Source organism: Streptomyces sp. SKN60 (genome assembly GCF_026236535.1).
Classification (GTDB): Bacteria; Actinomycetota; Actinomycetes; order Streptomycetales; family Streptomycetaceae; genus Streptomyces.
Map to the genome: position 1 here is coordinate 58,695 of NZ_JAHTMW010000012.1, position 16,021 is coordinate 74,715.

The following is a 16,021-nucleotide window of genomic DNA, read 5'->3' on the forward strand; positions in this document are numbered from 1 at the left end:
CGTTCACGGCAGTGGGGTCCGCACCTTCGGGTGGGGACCCCACTGCCGTGTTTGTGGTGCTTCGCACAGTGACCCGTCGCAGGTCAAGGGTGAGTTGACGGGTGTTCGCGGGGCGTGGTGGACTGCCGGGGCCATTACGGCGGCAAGAAGAGGAAGTCCGGTGCGATTCCGGCGCGGTCCCGCCACTGTGACCGGCCCCCGAGGGGCCGGGAGCCAGGAACTCTCGCCGCCGGTCACGTCGATCCAGGGCGCGGACCCTGAGTGAGGACACAGCGTCATGCCCGGCCGCGGCTCCAGACCGTCCGCCCGCACGTCCCTCTTCGCGTACGGAGCGGCCGCCGGCCTCGCCGTCGACCTGCTCCTCGGCGATCCGCGCCGCGGCCATCCCGTCGCCGCGTTCGGCCGGGCCGCGAGCGCCGTCGAACGGCGCCTGTACCGCGACGACCGCGGCCGGGGCGCCCTGCACACCGCCGTCTGCGCGGGCGGCGCCGTCGCGCTCGGCGCCCTCGCCGCCCGTACGGTACGGGGCAGCCGCGCCGCCACCGCCGCCCTGACCGCCGCCTCCGTGTGGGCCGTCGTCGGCGGTACGACCCTGGGCCGGGAGGCCCGCGCGATCGGCGGGGCGCTCGCCGCCGGCGACCTGGAGGTCGCCCGGGAACGCATGCCGCACCTGGTCGGCCGCGACCCGCAGGCGCTCGACGGGCCCGCGATGGCCCGCGCGGTCGTCGAGTCCGTCGCGGAGAACACCTCCGACGCCGTCGTCGGCGCGCTGGTGTGGGGCGCGGTCGCCGGTGTGCCCGGGCTGCTCGGCTTCCGCGCCGTGAACACCCTGGACGCCATGGTCGGCCACAAGTCGCCGCGCTACCGGCGCTACGGCTGGGCCTCGGCCCGCCTCGACGACCTGGCCGGCGCCCCCGGCGCCCGGCTCACCGCCGTCCTCGCGACCGTCGCCGGCGGCGACCCGCGGGGCGCCGTGCGCGCCTGGCGGGCGGACGCGGGCAAGCACCCGAGCCCCAACGCGGGGCCGGTGGAGGCGGCGTTCGCGGGGGCGCTCGGGGTACGACTCGGGGGCACCCTCTCGTACGGCGGACGGGTCGAGCACCGGCCCGTCCTGAACGGCGAGGGACGGCCCGTCGAGGTCGCCGACATCGAGCGGGCCGTCCGGCTCTCCCGCCGCGTGACCTGGCTGACCCTGGCCGTCTGTGTGGGCGGCCGGATCCTGACGGACGGCGTTTTCAAGGACAGCGTTTTCAAGGACACGGTGAAGCGGAGGACGAAGTGAGGGGTGGGGGGCTGCTCGTCGCCGGAACGACCTCCGACGCGGGCAAGAGCGTCGTGACGGCCGGCATCTGCCGGTGGCTGGTCCGGCAGGGCGTCAAGGTGGCGCCGTTCAAGGGGCAGAACATGTCCCTCAACTCCTTCGTGACGCGGGAAGGCGCGGAGATCGGCCGCGCGCAGGCCATGCAGGCGCAGGCCGCGCGCGTCGAGCCGACCGCGCTGATGAACCCGGTGCTGCTCAAGCCCGGCAGCGACCGGTCCAGCCAGGTCGTCCTGATGGGCAAGCCGGTAGGGGAGCTGAGCGCCCGCGGCTACCACGGCGGGCGGCAGAAGGAGCTGTTCGAGCCGGTCCTCGCCTGCCTGGAGGAACTGCGCGCCACGCACGACGCGGTGATCTGCGAGGGCGCGGGCAGCCCGGCCGAGATCAATCTGCGGCGCACCGACATCGTCAACATGGGCATCGCGCGGGCCGCGCGGCTGCCGGTGGTCGTGGTCGGCGACATCGACCGGGGCGGGGTCTTCGCCCAGTTCTTCGGCACGACGGCGCTGCTCGCGCCCGAGGACCAGGAGCTGGTCGCCGGCTACCTGGTGAACAAGTTCCGCGGCGACGTGACGCTGCTCGAACCGGGCCTCGACATGCTGTACGACCTGACCGGGCGCCGTACGTTCGGTGTCCTGCCGTACGCGCACGGGCTCGGCATCGACGAGGAGGACGGCCTGCGGGTCTCGCTGCGCGGCGCGGTGCGCGAGTCGGTCGTGGCGCCGCCGGTCGGCGCGGACGTGCTGCGGGTCGCCGTCTGCGCCGTACCGCTGATGTCCAACTTCACGGACGTGGACGCGCTGGCCGCCGAACCGGGCGTCGTGGTCCGCTTCGTGGACCGCCCGGAGGAGCTCGCCGACGCGGACCTGGTCGTGGTGCCGGGCACGCGCGGCACCGTCAAGGCGCTCGCCTGGCTGCGCGAGCGCGGCCTCGCCGACGCGCTCGTCCGGCGGGCCTCCGAGGGCCGCCCGATCCTCGGCATCTGCGGCGGCTTCCAGGCGCTCGGCGAGCACATCGACGACGAGGTCGAGTCCCGGGCGGGCGCGGTGGCGGGCCTGGGGCTGCTTCCCGTACGGGTGCGGTTCGCGCCCGAGAAGACGCTCGCCCGGCCGGTCGGCGAGGCGCTCGGCGAGCGGGTCGAGGGGTACGAGATCCACCACGGCGTCGCGGACGTACGGGGCGGGGAGGCGTTCCTGGACGGGTGCCGGGTCGGCGCCGTCTGGGGCACCCACTGGCACGGCTCCCTGGAGAGCGACGGCTTCCGCCGCGCCTTCCTGCGCGAGGTGGCGGCCGCGGCCGGGCGGGCCTTCGTGCCCGCGCCCGACACCAGCTTCGGCGCGCTGCGCGAGGAACAGCTCGACCGCCTCGGCGACCTGATCGAGGAGCACGCCGACACGGACGCGCTGCTGCGGCTGATCGAGAAGGGCGCGCCGGTGGGGCTGCCGTTCGTACCGCCGGGTGCGCCGTGAGCCCCGTCGCCACCGTCACTTCCGTACGACCCGAAGGAGCGACCGACCGATGAGCAACCGCTATCCGTTCACCGCCGTCGTCGGCATGGACGACCTGCGGCTCGCGCTGCTGCTGAACGCCGTCAGTCCGGCGGTGGGCGGCGTGCTGGTCCGGGGTGAGAAGGGGACGGCCAAGTCGACCGCCGTGCGCGCGCTCGCCGAGCTGCTGCCGGCGGTGGACGTCGTCGTGGGCTGCCGGTTCAGCTGTGATCCGGGGGCGCCCGATCCGGGGTGCCCGGACGGGCCGCACGCCGAGGGGGCGGACGAGGCGCGGCCGGCGCGGATGGTCGAGCTGCCCGTGGGTGCGTCCGAGGACCGGCTGGTCGGGGCGCTGGACATCGAGAAGGCGCTCGCCGAGGGCGTGAAGGCCTTCGAGCCGGGGCTGCTCGCCGACGCGCACCGGGGGATTCTGTACGTCGACGAGGTCAATCTGCTGCACGACCACCTCATCGACCTGCTGCTCGACGCGGCCGCCATGGGCTCCTCGTACGTCGAGCGTGAAGGCGTCTCCGTACGGCACGCCGCCCGCTTCCTGCTCGTCGGGACGATGAACCCCGAGGAGGGCGAGCTGCGGCCGCAGCTGCTCGACCGGTTCGGTCTTACCGTGGAGGTGGCCGCCTCCCGGGAGCCGGAGCAGCGGGTCGAGGTGGTGCGGCGGCGGCTGGCGTTCGAGGACGATCCGGCGGCGTTCGCCGCGCGCTGGGCGGGCGAGGAGCGGGCGCTGCGCGAACGGATCGTCGCCGCACGGGAGTTGCTGCCGGAGGTGGTGCTCGGCGACGCGGTGCTGCTGCAGATCGCGGCGACCTGTGCCGCGTTCGAGGTGGACGGCATGCGCGCCGACATCGTGATGGCACGGACGGCGACCGCGCTCGCCGCCTGGGCGGGGCGGACGGAGGTCACCTCCGAGGACGTACGGCAGGCGGCCCTGCTCGCACTCCCCCACCGGCGCCGGCGCAATCCCTTCGACGCGCCCGGCCTCGACGAGGACAAGCTCGACGAGACCCTGGAGCAGTTCAAGGGCGAGGACGAGCCCGACGACGACCCGGAGCCGGACGGCCCGGGCGAGGGCGGGCCCGGCGGGGGCGGACCCGATGACGGCGGTGGGATTCCGCCGCAGGGGGACGCGCCCCAGGCCGAGGCCGAGGCCGAGGAGGCCCCGGCCCCCGCGCCGGACAAGGCCCCCGCACCGCAGGGCGGCGGCGCCGGCGAGCGGGCCGCCGTCAAGGCCGGTGAGCCCTTCCGTACGAAGATGCTGAGCGTGCCCGGGCTCGGCGAGGGCGCCGCCGGGCGCCGTTCCCGGGCCCGTACGGAGCACGGGCGGACGACCGGCGCGACCCGCCCCCGGGGCGCGCTGACCAAGCTGCATCTGGCGGCGACCGTGCAGGCCGCCGCCCCGCACCAGCAGGCGCGCGGGCGCAGCGGCCGGGGTCTGGTGGTGCGGCGGGACGATCTGCGGCAGGCGACCCGTGAGGGCCGGGAGGGCAATCTGGTCCTGTTCGTGGTGGACGCGTCCGGGTCGATGGCGGCGCGGCAGCGGATGGGCGCCGTGAAGGGCGCGGTGCTGTCGCTGCTGCTCGACGCGTACCAGCGGCGCGACAAGGTCGGTCTGGTCACCTTCCGGGGCCGGACCGCGGACCTCGCCCTGCCACCGACCTCGTCCGTGGACGCGGCGGCGACCCGGCTCGAACAGCTGCCGACGGGCGGCCGGACCCCGCTGTCGGCCGGGCTGCTCAAGGCACACGACGTGCTGCGCGTGGAGCGGCTTCGCGACCCCTCGCGGCGCCCGCTGCTCGTCGTGGTGACCGACGGGCGGGCGACCGGCGGCGGCGCGGACCCGGTGGCGCTCGCCGCGCGGGCGGCGCGGCTGCACGCCGCCGACGGCACGGCCGCGGTGGTCGTGGACTGCGAGACGGGACCGGTGCGGCTCGGCCTCGCCGGGAACCTCGCGCGTGAACTCGGCGGCACCGCCGTCACCCTGGACGAGCTGCGCGCCGACTCGATCGCCGGCCTGGTCAGGGACGTACAGGGACAGAACAATCACTCTGCGACCAGGAGGGCCGCGTAAATGCCCAAGGGACAGCCGACCGTCGTTCCGGACGACGGTCTCACCACCCGTCAGCGCCGCAACCGCGCCCTGGTGATGGTGCACACGGGCGTCGGCAAGGGGAAGTCGACGGCCGCCTTCGGCATGGCGCTGCGCGCCTGGAACCAGGGCTGGCCGATCGGGGTGTTCCAGTTCGTGAAGTCCGCCAAGTGGCGGGTCGGCGAGGAGAACGCCCTGAAGGCGCTCGGCGAGACCGGCAAGGGCGGCACGGTCGTCTGGAACAAAATGGGCGAGGGCTGGTCCTGGATCCAGCGCGAGGTCGCCGAGGGCGAGCAGTCGCACGAGGACAAGGCGCGCGAGGGCTGGGAGCAGGTCAAGCGGGACCTGGCCGAGGAGAGGTACAAGTTCTACGTCCTCGACGAGTTCGCCTATCTGCTGCACTGGGGCTGGATCGACACGGCCGAGGTGGTGGAGGTGCTCGCGAACCGTCCCGGGCAGCAGCACGTCGTCATCACCGGCCGCAACGCGCCACAGGAGCTGGTCGACTTCGCGGACCTGGTGACGGACATGTCGAAGGTGAAGCACCCGATGGACGCGGGTCAGAAGGGCCAGCGGGGCATCGAGTGGTAGCACGTCTCGTCATCGCCGCGCCGTCGTCGGGCGCGGGCAAGACCACGGTCGCGACCGGTCTGATGGCCGCGTTCGCCGGCCGTGGGCTCGCGGTCTCGCCGCACAAGGTGGGCCCGGACTACATCGACCCGGGCTACCACGCGCTCGCCACCGGCCGCCCGGGCCGGAACCTCGACGCGTTCATGTGCGGCACGGACCGGATCGCGCCGCTGTTCCTGCACGGGGCGCGGGGCTGCGACCTGGCGGTCGTCGAGGGCGTGATGGGCCTGTACGACGGGGCCGCGGGCCAGGGCGAGCTGGCGTCCACCGCGCAGGTGGCGAAGCTCCTCAAGGCGCCGGTGGTGCTCGTCGTGGACGCCTCGTCGCAGTCGCGGTCGGTGGCCGCGCTCGTGCACGGCTTCGCGTCCTGGGACCCGGAGGTGCGGCTGGGCGGGGTGATCCTGAACAAGGTCGCCACGGACCGGCACGAGGCGCTGCTCCGGGAGGCCCTGGAGGAGTCCGGGGTGCCGGTGCTCGGCGTGCTCCGGCGGGCGCCCGCCGTGGAGACACCCTCGCGGCACCTGGGTCTGGTTCCGGTGGCGGAGCGGCAGGCCGCGGCGGTCGAGGCGGTGGCGGCGCAGGCGGAGCAGGTGCGGGCCGGCTGCGACCTGGAGGGGCTGCTGGCCCTGGCGCGGTCGGCGCCGGCGTTGCGCGACGAGCCGTGGTCGGCGGAGGGGTCCACCGAGATGGCGGGGCCGGCTCAGGGCGGCCGGCCGGTCGTCGCCGTCGCCGGCGGGGCCGCGTTCACCTTCTCGTACGCCGAGCACACCGAGCTGCTCACCGCGGCCGGCGCCGAGGTCGTCACCTTCGATCCGCTCCGGGACGAGTCCCTCCCCGAGGGGACCCGTGGGCTGGTCATAGGCGGCGGGTTCCCCGAGGTGTACGGGGAGGAGCTGTCCGCGAACGCGAAGCTGCGGGCGGCGGTGGCGGAGCTCGCCGCCTCGGGCTCGCCGATCGCGGCCGAGTGCGCCGGGCTGCTCTATCTGGCGCGCTCGCTCGACGGACGGCCGATGTGCGGGGTGCTCGACGCGGACGCGCGGATGTCGCCGCGGCTCACGCTCGGCTACCGGGACGCGGTGGCCGTCGGCGACAGCGTGCTCGCGGCGGCCGGGACGCGGATGCGGGGGCACGAGTTCCACCGCACGGTGATCGAGCCGGGGGCCGGTGAGCAGCCGGCCTGGGGCCTGCGCCAGCCGGAGATGAGGGTGGAGGGCTTCGTACGGGGCGGGGTGCACGCCAGCTATGTGCACACGCACTGGGCCGGGGCCCCGCAGGCCGCCGCCCGGTTCGTGGCGCACTGCACCGGCGGTCCGACGGCGTGAGTTCAGCCGCCGGAGAGGCCCACCACGAGCCAGATGAAGGCCACGCCCGCGACCGTGCACAGCAGGGTGGTGCGGGCGGGGTGTTCGTGGTGGGCCTCGGGCAGGATCTCGGCGGCGGCGAGGTAGAGCAGGGCGCCGCCGAAGAAGCCGAGATAGCTGCCGAGCAGTTCCTCCGGAAGGGTGAGGAGGGTGGCGAGGCCGGCGCCGGCGATCGGGGCGACCGCGTCGGCGACGAGCATGGCGACGGCCTTGCGGCGGTCGTTCCCGTACAGGCTGGTGAGCGTGTACGTGTTGAAGCCGTCGGCGAAGTCGTGGGTGATGACGGCGAGCGCCACGGTGGCGCCCATGCCGCCGCTGACCTGGAAGGCGGCGCCGAGCGCGATGCCGTCCATGAGGCTGTGCAGGACCATGGCGGCGGCCGCGACGAGTCCGACCTGCGGGGTCCGCTCCCCCGGCTTCCCGCCTTCCCCGCCCCCGTTCTCGGCGCCGTGGGAGGAGGCGCGGCGGGTGGCGAGGAGACGCTCCACCACGTGGGCGAAGAGGAAGCCGCCGACGAAGAGCAGCAGGGCCTGCGGGACGCCGAAGACAGCCTCTCCGGCGGCGTCCATGGCCTCGGGCAGCAGGTCGAGTCCGACGACGCCGAGCATCAGGCCGCCGGCGAGACCGAGGACGAGATGGCGGCGGTCGGTGACGCGTCCGGCGACCCAGCCGCCGAAGAGCGTCATCAGGAACGCGCCGAGCGCGACGACTACAGCCATGGGCCTTTGCTATCCGATGCGGCCTCCCCCGCGCACCTCGACGTGGTCGTCGACGTGATCGTGGGGGTGGGGGCCCGGTCCGGGGTCACGGCGGACGAGGTGCTCGGTCTCGTCGGTGCGGCGCTGCGGGAGGCGGGGCTCACGGGCGCGGCGGTGACGGCGCTGGCGACGCTCGACGTTCGGGCGGGCGAGCCGGGGATCGTCGGTGCGGCGGCACGGCTCGGTGCCGGGGCCGGGGCCGGGGTGCCGGTGCGGGGGTTCGGGAGGGCGGAGCTGGCCGGGGTGGCCGTACCGCATCCCTCCGAGCGGCCGCTGGCCGCGACGGGCACGGCGTCGGTGGCGGAGGCGGCGGCGCTGCGGGCGGCGGGGCCGGGGGCGGTGCTGGTGGTGCCGAAGCGGAAAACCAGGCGTGTGACCTGCGCCATTGCCCGTTCCGTACCACTTCATCCGAACGAAGTCTCCCCAGGCGCACGGTTGTTGCCCGATACTCACGGGTACATCGGTGGCGAGCCCCACACTCACCCCACCGGCACCACTCCCATCCCCACCCCCCACACGACGGCGGCCATGGACATCGACACTCCTGCGGGCACCTCCGCTGACGCTGACGCGCACGACCTCAGACACCACGGCGACGCCGAGGTCCGGGACGAGAAGCTGATCGACCTCGCGGTCAATGTGCGGACGAACACTCCGCCGGACTGGCTGCGGGAGCGGATCGCCGAGTCCCTGACCGGTCTGGCGGCCTATCCGGACGGGCGGGCGGCGCGGGCCGCGGTCGCCGACCGGCATGATCTGCCGGCCCGGCGGGTGCTGCTCACGGCGGGCGCGGCGGAGGCGTTCGTGCTGCTCGCGCGGGCGCTGCCGGCGCGGCGGGCGGTGGTGGTGCACCCGCAGTTCACCGAGCCGGAGGCGGCGCTGCGGGACGCCGGGCACACGGTGGAGCGGGTGCTGCTGCGCGCGGAGGACGGATTCCGGTTCGATCCGGCGCAGGTGCCGGAGGACGCGGATCTGGTCGTCATCGGCAATCCGACCAATCCGACCTCCGTCCTGCACCCGGCGGCGGCGATCGCGTCGCTTGCCCGGCCGGGGCGGTGGCTGGTGGTCGACGAGGCGTTCATGGACGCCGTGCCGGGCGAGCGGGAGTCGCTCGCCGCGCGGACGGACGTGCCGGGTCTGGTGGTGCTGCGGAGCCTGACGAAGACCTGGGGTCTCGCGGGGCTGCGGATCGGCTACGTACTGGCGGAGCCGGAGACGGTCGCCGCGCTCGAACGCGTACAGCCGCTGTGGCCGGTGTCGACGCCGGCGCTGGTGGCGGCCGAGGCGTGCATGGCGCCGGTGGCGCTGATGGAGGCCGAGGACGCGGCGCTGCGGATCGGGGTGGAGCGGGCGCACCTGCTGGCGGGGCTCGCGGAGTTCGACGAGGTGCGGGTGGTCGCGGCGGCGGAGGGCCCGTTCGTGCTCGTACGGATCGAGGGCGCGGACGCGGTGCGCGACCGGCTGCGGCTGCTCGGCTTCGCGGTGCGGCGCGGGGACACCTTCCCGGGGCTCGACCGGCACTGGCTGCGGATCGCGGTGCGGGACCGGGTGACGACGAACCGGTTCCTGCAGGCGCTGGACCAGGCCCTGTTGCTGCTGGGGTAGACATCGAAGAAGGGGGTGCCGGTGCGGCACCCCCTTCCGTCGCCCCCTGGTCGTTCCCCCTCGGGCCGGTCAGCCGCGCGCGCGGGCGCGGCCGCGGGCCAGGACCAGGGCGCCGCCGCCCACGCCGAGCAGTACGACCGCGCCGCCCGCGAGGTACGGGGTCATGGAGCTGCCGCCGGTCTCGGCGAGGTTCTGGGTCGGGGTGCTGCCGCCGTTCTGGGTGGTCACGCCGGTGTCGCGGCTGGGCTCGGTGGAGGGCTGGTCCGTGGGCTGCTGCGAGGGCTGCTCGCTCGGCTGCCGCGTCGGCTCCTTCGTCGGCTCGTCGCCGTGCGGGGTGGCGCAGGTGGCCTCGGCGAGGGTGACCTTGCCCTTGACCTCGGCGACGTTGAGGTTGAGCGGGTTGACCTCCACCGACAGTTCGAGGGCGGTGGCGGCGGCGGTGTTCGAGGTGGTGGAGGTACGGGACAGGTCGAGGACGACCTCACCGACGCCCGGCACCGTGACCTTGGTCTGGCCGCCGGTGGACAGGGTGGTCTTCTTGCCGAGCACGGTGACGTGGCCGAGCAGGTTGGACTCGGCGACCGGGTGCTTGCCGGCCTCGCAGACGGCCTTGGAGGTGACCTTCTCGACCTCGACCAGGGAGAGCAGCGGCAGGCCGGGGACGTGCAGCCGGGCCTTGGCGAGGTTGACGTAGCCCCGGGCGGTCTTTCCTTCGACGGTCGCCTCGGAGGTGGCGACGTCCGCCTTGAGCACGCTGACCGGCTTGCCGTTCTCGGCGCCCTCCACCTTGACGCTGAGCGCGGTCTTCTCGGCGCTGGCCGGGGCCTCGACCTCGTTGAGGGAGGCGCGCACGGGGACGCTCACCGCCTTGTTGAGCAGGTTGACGTCGAGGCTCGTGCGCAGGACAACGGCGGTGGCGTGGCCTTCGCCGCCCTGCGCGCCGTTTCCGCCGTTGCCGCCGGTGGCGTGGGCGGCGGGGGCCGCGAGGACCAGGGGTCCGACGGCGAGGGCGGCGACGGCGGTCGCGGCGGCGGTACGGCGTGCGGGCAGGCGGAAGGTGTTGCTGTTCAAGACGGTGGAACCCCCACGGGAGACATGGCGTCGCCAGGCCGCTCGCCACGGGGACTGTGGGTCACTGCGGCGCCGGCGACTCGAGACACCGGAATCTTTACGCACTGTGGGTGAACTGACAGACACCTGGCGTGAGTTCACTCCAAAGGGTGGTTTCCGTGCCCATATTCGAATCTTTCGGCACAGACGTTCTCGGCCGCCCCGTCCGTCGCAGGGTGTGCGAGCGCACGGGGGCACGCTCGGGGGTGTTCGGGAAGGGTGAGAACGATGTGCGCCGGCCCGGCGTAACGGTTCGTCAACCTGCCGCCGCGTCCACCCCGCGATCGACCCCCGGGGATCCTGTAGGTTAATTTAGGCCAGCCTAACCTAAGAACCTGAGAGCCAATCCAAGGGTCATTGACCTGATCGGGGTCGTACGCGTGAGCATCGAGGTCTTCCGGGACGCCTGGGGCGTGCCCCATCTGCGGGCCGCCGACCCCCGGGAACTGGCCCGCGCCCAGGGCCTGGTGACCGCCCGGGACCGGGCCTGGCAGCTGGAGGTCGAGCGGCACCGGGCACAGGGCACCAGCGCGACTTTCCTGGGCGCGGCGGAGGCCGGCTGGGACGTCTTCGTACGGCAGGCCCGGCTCGCCGACACCGCGCGCCGCTGCCACGACCGGCTGGACGCCGAGACCGCGGCCTGGGTGCGGGCGTACGTGGACGGGGTCAACGAGGGCCTCGCGGAGGGCGCCCGGCGAGCACCCGAGTTCGCGGCGACCGGGCTGCGGCCGGGCCGCTGGGAGCCCTGGACGCCGCTGGCCGTCTGGCTCTCCACCCACATCCTCTTCGCCGGCTTCCCCACCAAGCTGTGGCGCGACCGGGTCGCCGCCCGGCTCGGCGAGGAGTGGACCGAGCTCTTCGCCGCCGACGGCCCGGGCACGGCCGGCTCCAACGGCTGGCTGCTCTCCGGCGCGCGGACGGCGAGCGGCGCCCCGCTCGTCGCCGGCGACCCGCACCGCTTCATCGAGGCGCCCGGCGTCTACCAGCAGATCCGCCTCTCCTGCCCCGACTACGACGTCCTCGGCCTCGCCGTCCCCGGCGTCCCCGGCCTCCCCCACTTCGGCCACGCCGGCCGCGTCGCCTGGGCCATCACCAACGCCATGGCCGACTACCAGGACCTCTACCGCGAACGCCTGCGCCGCCTGCCCGACGGCCGCATCGAGGCCCTCGGCCCGACCGGCTGGGAACCGGCCACCGCGCACACCGAGACGGTACGGGTACGGGGCGCCGCCGCCCCGGTCCGCGTCGAGGTCGTGGAGACGGCCCGCGGTCCGGTGATCATCGGCGCGCAGGGCGCCTTCGGCGCCGGGGGCGGGGCGGGCGCGGCCGGCGGCGCCGGGGCCCACGCCGCGGGCGGCGGTGGGCGCCGCGAGGCCGGCACGGGCGAGGGCGCAGGCGCGGGCGCGGGCGAAGCCACCGAGCCGGACGGCGCGGCAGGCGCCTTCGGCGCCGAGGCCGGCGGCGTGGGCGATGCCGCCCAGCCTGACGACACCGGGGCGGACGGCACCGGGGCGGACGGCCCCGACACCGTCGAGTGGGAGGCCATCAGCCTGCGACACCCGCCCCGGGTCACCGGGGAGTTGGGCTTTGCCTCGCTGCCCGCGTTGCTGCGGGCGCGGAGTGTCGGGGAGGTGGATCGGGCGCTCGGGGCGTGGGTGGAGCCGGTGAATGTGGTGCAGGCCGCCGATGTGGACGGGGGGCTGCTGCACCGGGTCGCCGGGCATGTCCCGGTGCGGGACCGGGCGAACGCGCTGCGGGTGGTGCCCGCGTGGGAGGCGCGGCACGCCTGGGCGGACGCGCCCGCGCCGCTGCCGCGCGCCGAGGTCGGGGCCGAGGGGTACGCCGTGATGGCCAACGCGCGCGGGCTGGCCGCGCCGCTGGGCGTCGAGTTCGCGCCGCCGCACCGCGCCGAGCGGATCGGCGCGCTCCTGGCGGCCTCCGACGCCTGGACCCCGGCCGCGACCGCCGCCGTGCACACCGACACCGACAACCCGTCCGCCCGGCGGCTCCTGGAGCGGATCGGCGCCACCGACGAGGCGGCGCTCTCCCCCGCCGCCCGCCGGGTGCGGGCGACGTTGCTCGGCTGGGACCGGCGGATGGCCGCCGACAGCACGGACGCCGGGCTCTACGCGGCGGTGCGGGGCGCGGTCGTACGGCGCACCACGGCCCACGACGCCTTCGCGGAGCTGCGCGAACCCGCCCCGTACCCCGAACTGTTCCAGCCCTGGCTGGCGCTCGGCCCGAGGGTCGGGCTCGCCCTGGAGACGCTGCTGACCGGCGCCGGGCCGGTGCCGGCCGCCGAGCTCGCGCGGATCGTGCGGGAGGCCCTGGAGGAGGTCGGCGCCGGGGACCCGCCGCCCGCGTGGGGCGTGACGCACCGGCTGGCGCCCTGGCAGGCGCTGCCGGACGAGGACGACGCGTCCTGGCCCGGCCTCGCCGGCGACCAGGACTGCGTGCTCTCCTCCTCCAGCGTGCCCGGGTACACCGACCGCAGCGCCCGGGCCTCCGCCGCCCGCTACGTCTGGGACCTGGCGGACCGCGAACGCAGCCGGTGGATCGTGCCGTTCGGCGCCTCCGGCGTGCCCGGCGACCCGCACCACCGCGACCAGCTCCCCCTGTGGCTGCGCGGCGAACTCGCCCCCGTCACCACGAACTGGACCCACCTCGTGAAGGAAGACACAGACGATGAGCAGGACTGAGTACATACGGGACGTCGAGGGCTTCGGCACCGTCCGCGTCGACCGGATCGACCCCGACGCCGACGCCCCGCTGATCCACGCCTGGGTGAACGAGGAGCGGGCCCGCTTCTGGGGCATGAACGGCACCACCGTCGAGCAGGTCCGGGAGATCTACGCGCACCTCGACTCGCTCACCACCCACCACGGCTTCCTGGTGCGCCGCGACGACGTGCCGGTCGGGATCTTCCAGACGTACGACCCCGAGGCCGACCGGGTCTCCGAGTGCTACGAGGTCCGGCCGGGCGACATCGGCGTGCACCTCTTCCTCGCCCCCTCGGCCGCCGCGCCCGAGCAGGGCTTCACGAGTGCGCTGCTCGTCGCCCTGCTCGACTTCGCGCTCACCGGCCGCAGCCGGATCGTGGGCGAGCCGGACGCCGCCAACGAGAAGGCGGTCGCCCGGCTGGTTCGGGCCGGTTTCGAGCTGGGCCCGGAGGTCGTGCTGCCCGAGGTGGACCTGCCGGAGGTGTTCATCCCGGAGAAGCGGGCGCGGCTCGCCTTCTACACCAAGGGCTGACCGGCCACGCCAAGGGCTGACCGGCCCCGGTCCCGAGGCCGGTGCCGGGGCCGGGGCTCAGCCGATCACCCGGCCGTCGACGATCACCCGCCGCGGGGCCGCGAGGACCCGGACGTCCGCGCGCGGGTCCTCGCCGTAGACGACGAGGTCGGCCGGGGCGCCCTCGGTCAGGCCGGGGCGGCCCAGCCAGTCGCGGGCCCGCCAGGCCGTCGCGGACAGCGCGTCCAGGGCGGGGATGCCGGCCCGGGTCAGCTCCTCGACCTCGGCGGCGACCAGGCCGTGCGGGAGCGAGCCGCCCGCGTCGGTGCCGACGAAGACCGGGATGCCCGCGTCCCAGGCGGCGCGCACGGTGTCGTACCGCCGCTCGTACAGCCGCCGCATGTGCGCCGACCAGCGCGGGAACTTCGCCTCGCCGCCGTCCGCGAGATGCGGGAAGGTCGCGATGTTGACCAGGGTGGGGACGATGGCGACCCCGCGCTCGGCGAAGAGCGGGATGGTGTCCTCGGTCAGGCCGGTGGCGTGCTCGACGCAGTCGATGCCCGCCTCGACCAGGTCGCGCAGCGAGTCCTCGGCGAAGCAGTGCGCGGTGACCCGGGCGCCGAGCCGGTGCGCCTCGGCGATGGCGGCCTCGACCTCGGCGCGCGGCCAGGACGGGGAGAGGTCGCCGAGGTCGCGGTCGATCCAGTCGCCGACCAGCTTCACCCAGCCGTCGCCGCGCCGGGCCTCCCGCCCGACGTACGCGACGAGCTCGTCGGGCTCGATCTCGTGGGCGTAGTTGCGGATGTAGCGGCGGGTGCGGGCGATGTGCCGGCCGGCCCGGATGATCTTCGGCAGGTCCTCGCGGTCGTCGATCCAGCGGGTGTCGGACGGCGAGCCCGCGTCACGGATGAGCAGCGTGCCGGCGTCCCGGTCGGTGAGCGCCTGCTTCTCGGCGGTGGCCTCGTCGACCGGGCCGTGCTTGTCGAGCCCGACGTGGCAGTGTGCGTCGACCAGGCCGGGCAGCGCCCAGCCCTCGACGGTCAGGGTCTCCGTCCGCCCGGCGGGCCGCTCGAAGGTGATCTTCCCGTCGAGGCACCACAGTTCGTCGCGTACGTCCTCCGGGCCGACGAGCACCCGCCCCTTCACATGCAGCACCACGTCATCGCTCATACCCGCACTCTACGAGGCCCCTGGGGCGGGGTCCCTGGGTACCCTGAGCCAGGCCCTGCCCGTACGCATCCCGATCTACGTGTCCCCCACACGTATCCGAACACACGCATCCGAACCGAAGAAGGCACCACCGTGACCGTGACGCACCCGCTCCTCGACCTGGCCCCGCTGACCGCCGCCCGCTTCGCGTCGATCGAGCGGCGGGTCGCCACGCTGCTCTCCACCGAGCAGGACGTGGTGATCACCCAGGGCGAGGCGCTGCTGCCGCTGGAGGGCTGCATCCGCAGCGGCGCGCGGGCGGGTTCGACGGCGCTGAACATCGTCACCGGCCCGTACGGGCAGACCTTCGGCAACTGGCTGCGCGACTGCGGGGCGACCGTGGTCGACCTGGAGGTGCCGTTCCACGCGGCGGTGACCGCCGAGCAGGTGGCGCGGGCGTTCGCGGAGCACCCGGAGATCGAGTTCGTGTCGCTGGTGCACGCGGAGGCGGCGACCGGGAACACCAACCCGGTCGCGGAGATCGGCGAGGTCGTGCGGGCGCACGGCGCGCTGTTCTACCTGGACGCGGTGGCGTCGATCGGCGCGGAGCCGGTGCTGCCGGACGCCTGGGGCGTCGACATGTGCATCATCGGCGCGCAGAAGGCGATGGGCGGCCCGGCCGGGGTGTCGGCGGTGTCGGTGAGCGAGCGGGCCTGGGAGCGTTTCGCGGCCAACCCGGCGGCGCCGCGCCGCTCGTACCTCTCGCTCCTCGACTGGAAGGAGCGCTGGATCGACGGCGGCCGCAAGGCGCTGCTGCACGCCCCGGCGCAGCTGGAGATGCTGGCCCTGGAGGCCTGCCTGGACCGGATCGAGACCGAGGGCCTGGCCGCGCTGACGGCCCGGCACGCGGCGGCCGCGGCGGCGACCCGGGCGGGTGCGCTGGCGCTCGGCGGCGGCCTGGAGCCGTATGTGCACGAGGCGAAGGACGCGGCGCCGGTCGCGACGACGCTGCGCTCCCCGGCCGGGGTGGAGGCCTCCGAGCTCGTCGCGAAGGCGCTGGCCGCCGACCCGTCGCTGCCGCTGATCGCGGGCGGCGGGGCGCTGGCGAAGGAGATGATCCGGGTCAACCACTACGGGGTGGACGCGACGCCCGGCGCGGTGCGGTCCTCGCTCGCGGCGCTCGGTGCGGCCCTCGCGGAGACGGGCCGCACCGTGGACCTGGAGGGCGCAGGCCGGGCGGTCACGGCGGCCTGGACCGCCTGACCCCT

At 75.0% G+C, this 16,021-nt stretch carries 12 protein-coding genes and 1 riboswitch; of the genes, 9 read left to right on the forward strand and 3 right to left on the reverse strand.

The features are described 5' to 3' along the window. The first annotated feature begins 147 nt into the window (after positions 1-147). Positions 148-223, forward strand: a riboswitch (cobalamin riboswitch). 54 nt (positions 224-277) lie between these two features. From KV205_RS21045 to KV205_RS21065, 5 genes are read left to right on the forward strand one after another with little or no spacing between them, the layout of a single operon-like run. After that, positions 278-1,282 (forward strand): cobalamin biosynthesis protein, encoded by a 1,005-nt coding sequence (locus KV205_RS21045; protein WP_265866042.1) that lies wholly within the window; start codon positions 278-280, stop codon positions 1,280-1,282. Next, on the forward strand, positions 1,279-2,787 hold the full coding sequence (locus KV205_RS21050) for a cobyric acid synthase (RefSeq protein ID WP_265866043.1): 1,509 nt from the start codon (positions 1,279-1,281) through the stop codon (positions 2,785-2,787). Before KV205_RS21045 ends, KV205_RS21050 begins: the two co-directional genes overlap by 4 nt. Positions 2,788-2,836: 49 nt before the next feature. Beyond that, positions 2,837-4,891 (forward strand): putative cobaltochelatase, encoded by a 2,055-nt coding sequence (locus tag KV205_RS21055; protein WP_265866044.1) that lies wholly within the window; start codon positions 2,837-2,839, stop codon positions 4,889-4,891. After that, positions 4,892-5,500 (forward strand): cob(I)yrinic acid a,c-diamide adenosyltransferase, encoded by a 609-nt coding sequence (gene cobO, locus KV205_RS21060; RefSeq protein WP_265866045.1) that lies wholly within the window; start codon positions 4,892-4,894, stop codon positions 5,498-5,500. Continuing rightward, the gene (locus KV205_RS21065) at positions 5,494-6,861 is read left to right on the forward strand and encodes a cobyrinate a,c-diamide synthase (RefSeq protein WP_265866046.1); all 1,368 of its coding nucleotides are present in this window, start codon (positions 5,494-5,496) and stop codon (positions 6,859-6,861) included. Before cobO ends, KV205_RS21065 begins: the two co-directional genes overlap by 7 nt. 2 nt (positions 6,862-6,863) lie before the next feature. Here KV205_RS21065 and KV205_RS21070 read toward each other — a convergent pair whose 3' ends face one another. Then, positions 6,864-7,619, reverse strand: a complete 756-nt coding sequence (locus KV205_RS21070) for a ZIP family metal transporter (RefSeq protein WP_265866047.1) — start codon at positions 7,617-7,619, stop codon at positions 6,864-6,866. Positions 7,620-7,625: 6 nt separating this feature from the next. Here KV205_RS21070 and cobC point away from each other — a divergent pair, with 6 nt between their 5' ends. Continuing rightward, positions 7,626-9,263: an Rv2231c family pyridoxal phosphate-dependent protein CobC gene (cobC, locus tag KV205_RS21075; protein ID WP_265866048.1), complete on the forward strand. Its 1,638-nt coding sequence runs from the start codon at positions 7,626-7,628 to the stop codon at positions 9,261-9,263. A gap of 69 nt (positions 9,264-9,332) precedes the next feature. Here the strand turns inward: cobC and KV205_RS21080 are convergent, their stop codons facing one another. Next, on the reverse strand, positions 9,333-10,334 hold the full coding sequence (locus tag KV205_RS21080) for an SCO1860 family LAETG-anchored protein (RefSeq protein WP_265866049.1): 1,002 nt from the start codon (positions 10,332-10,334) through the stop codon (positions 9,333-9,335). A 419-nt stretch (positions 10,335-10,753) separates the two neighbouring features. Between KV205_RS21080 and KV205_RS21085 the strand changes: the two genes are divergently transcribed. Next, positions 10,754-13,072: a penicillin acylase family protein gene (locus KV205_RS21085; RefSeq protein ID WP_265866050.1), complete on the forward strand. Its 2,319-nt coding sequence runs from the start codon at positions 10,754-10,756 to the stop codon at positions 13,070-13,072. Further along, complete coding sequence (locus KV205_RS21090; protein WP_265866051.1) at positions 13,059-13,625, forward strand: GNAT family N-acetyltransferase; 567 nt, start codon at positions 13,059-13,061, stop codon at positions 13,623-13,625. The genes KV205_RS21085 and KV205_RS21090 overlap by 14 nt, the downstream gene beginning before the upstream one ends. 57 nt (positions 13,626-13,682) lie before the next feature. On the opposite strand, the gene KV205_RS21095 is transcribed toward KV205_RS21090, so the two are convergent. Next, positions 13,683-14,774, reverse strand: coding sequence for an amidohydrolase family protein (locus KV205_RS21095; RefSeq protein ID WP_265866052.1), 1,092 nt, complete (start codon positions 14,772-14,774; stop codon positions 13,683-13,685). 138 nt (positions 14,775-14,912) lie between these two features. Here KV205_RS21095 and KV205_RS21100 point away from each other — a divergent pair, with 138 nt between their 5' ends. Further along, positions 14,913-16,016 (forward strand): aminotransferase class V-fold PLP-dependent enzyme, encoded by a 1,104-nt coding sequence (locus tag KV205_RS21100; RefSeq protein ID WP_265866255.1) that lies wholly within the window; start codon positions 14,913-14,915, stop codon positions 16,014-16,016. The last annotated feature ends 5 nt before the right edge of the window (positions 16,017-16,021 follow it).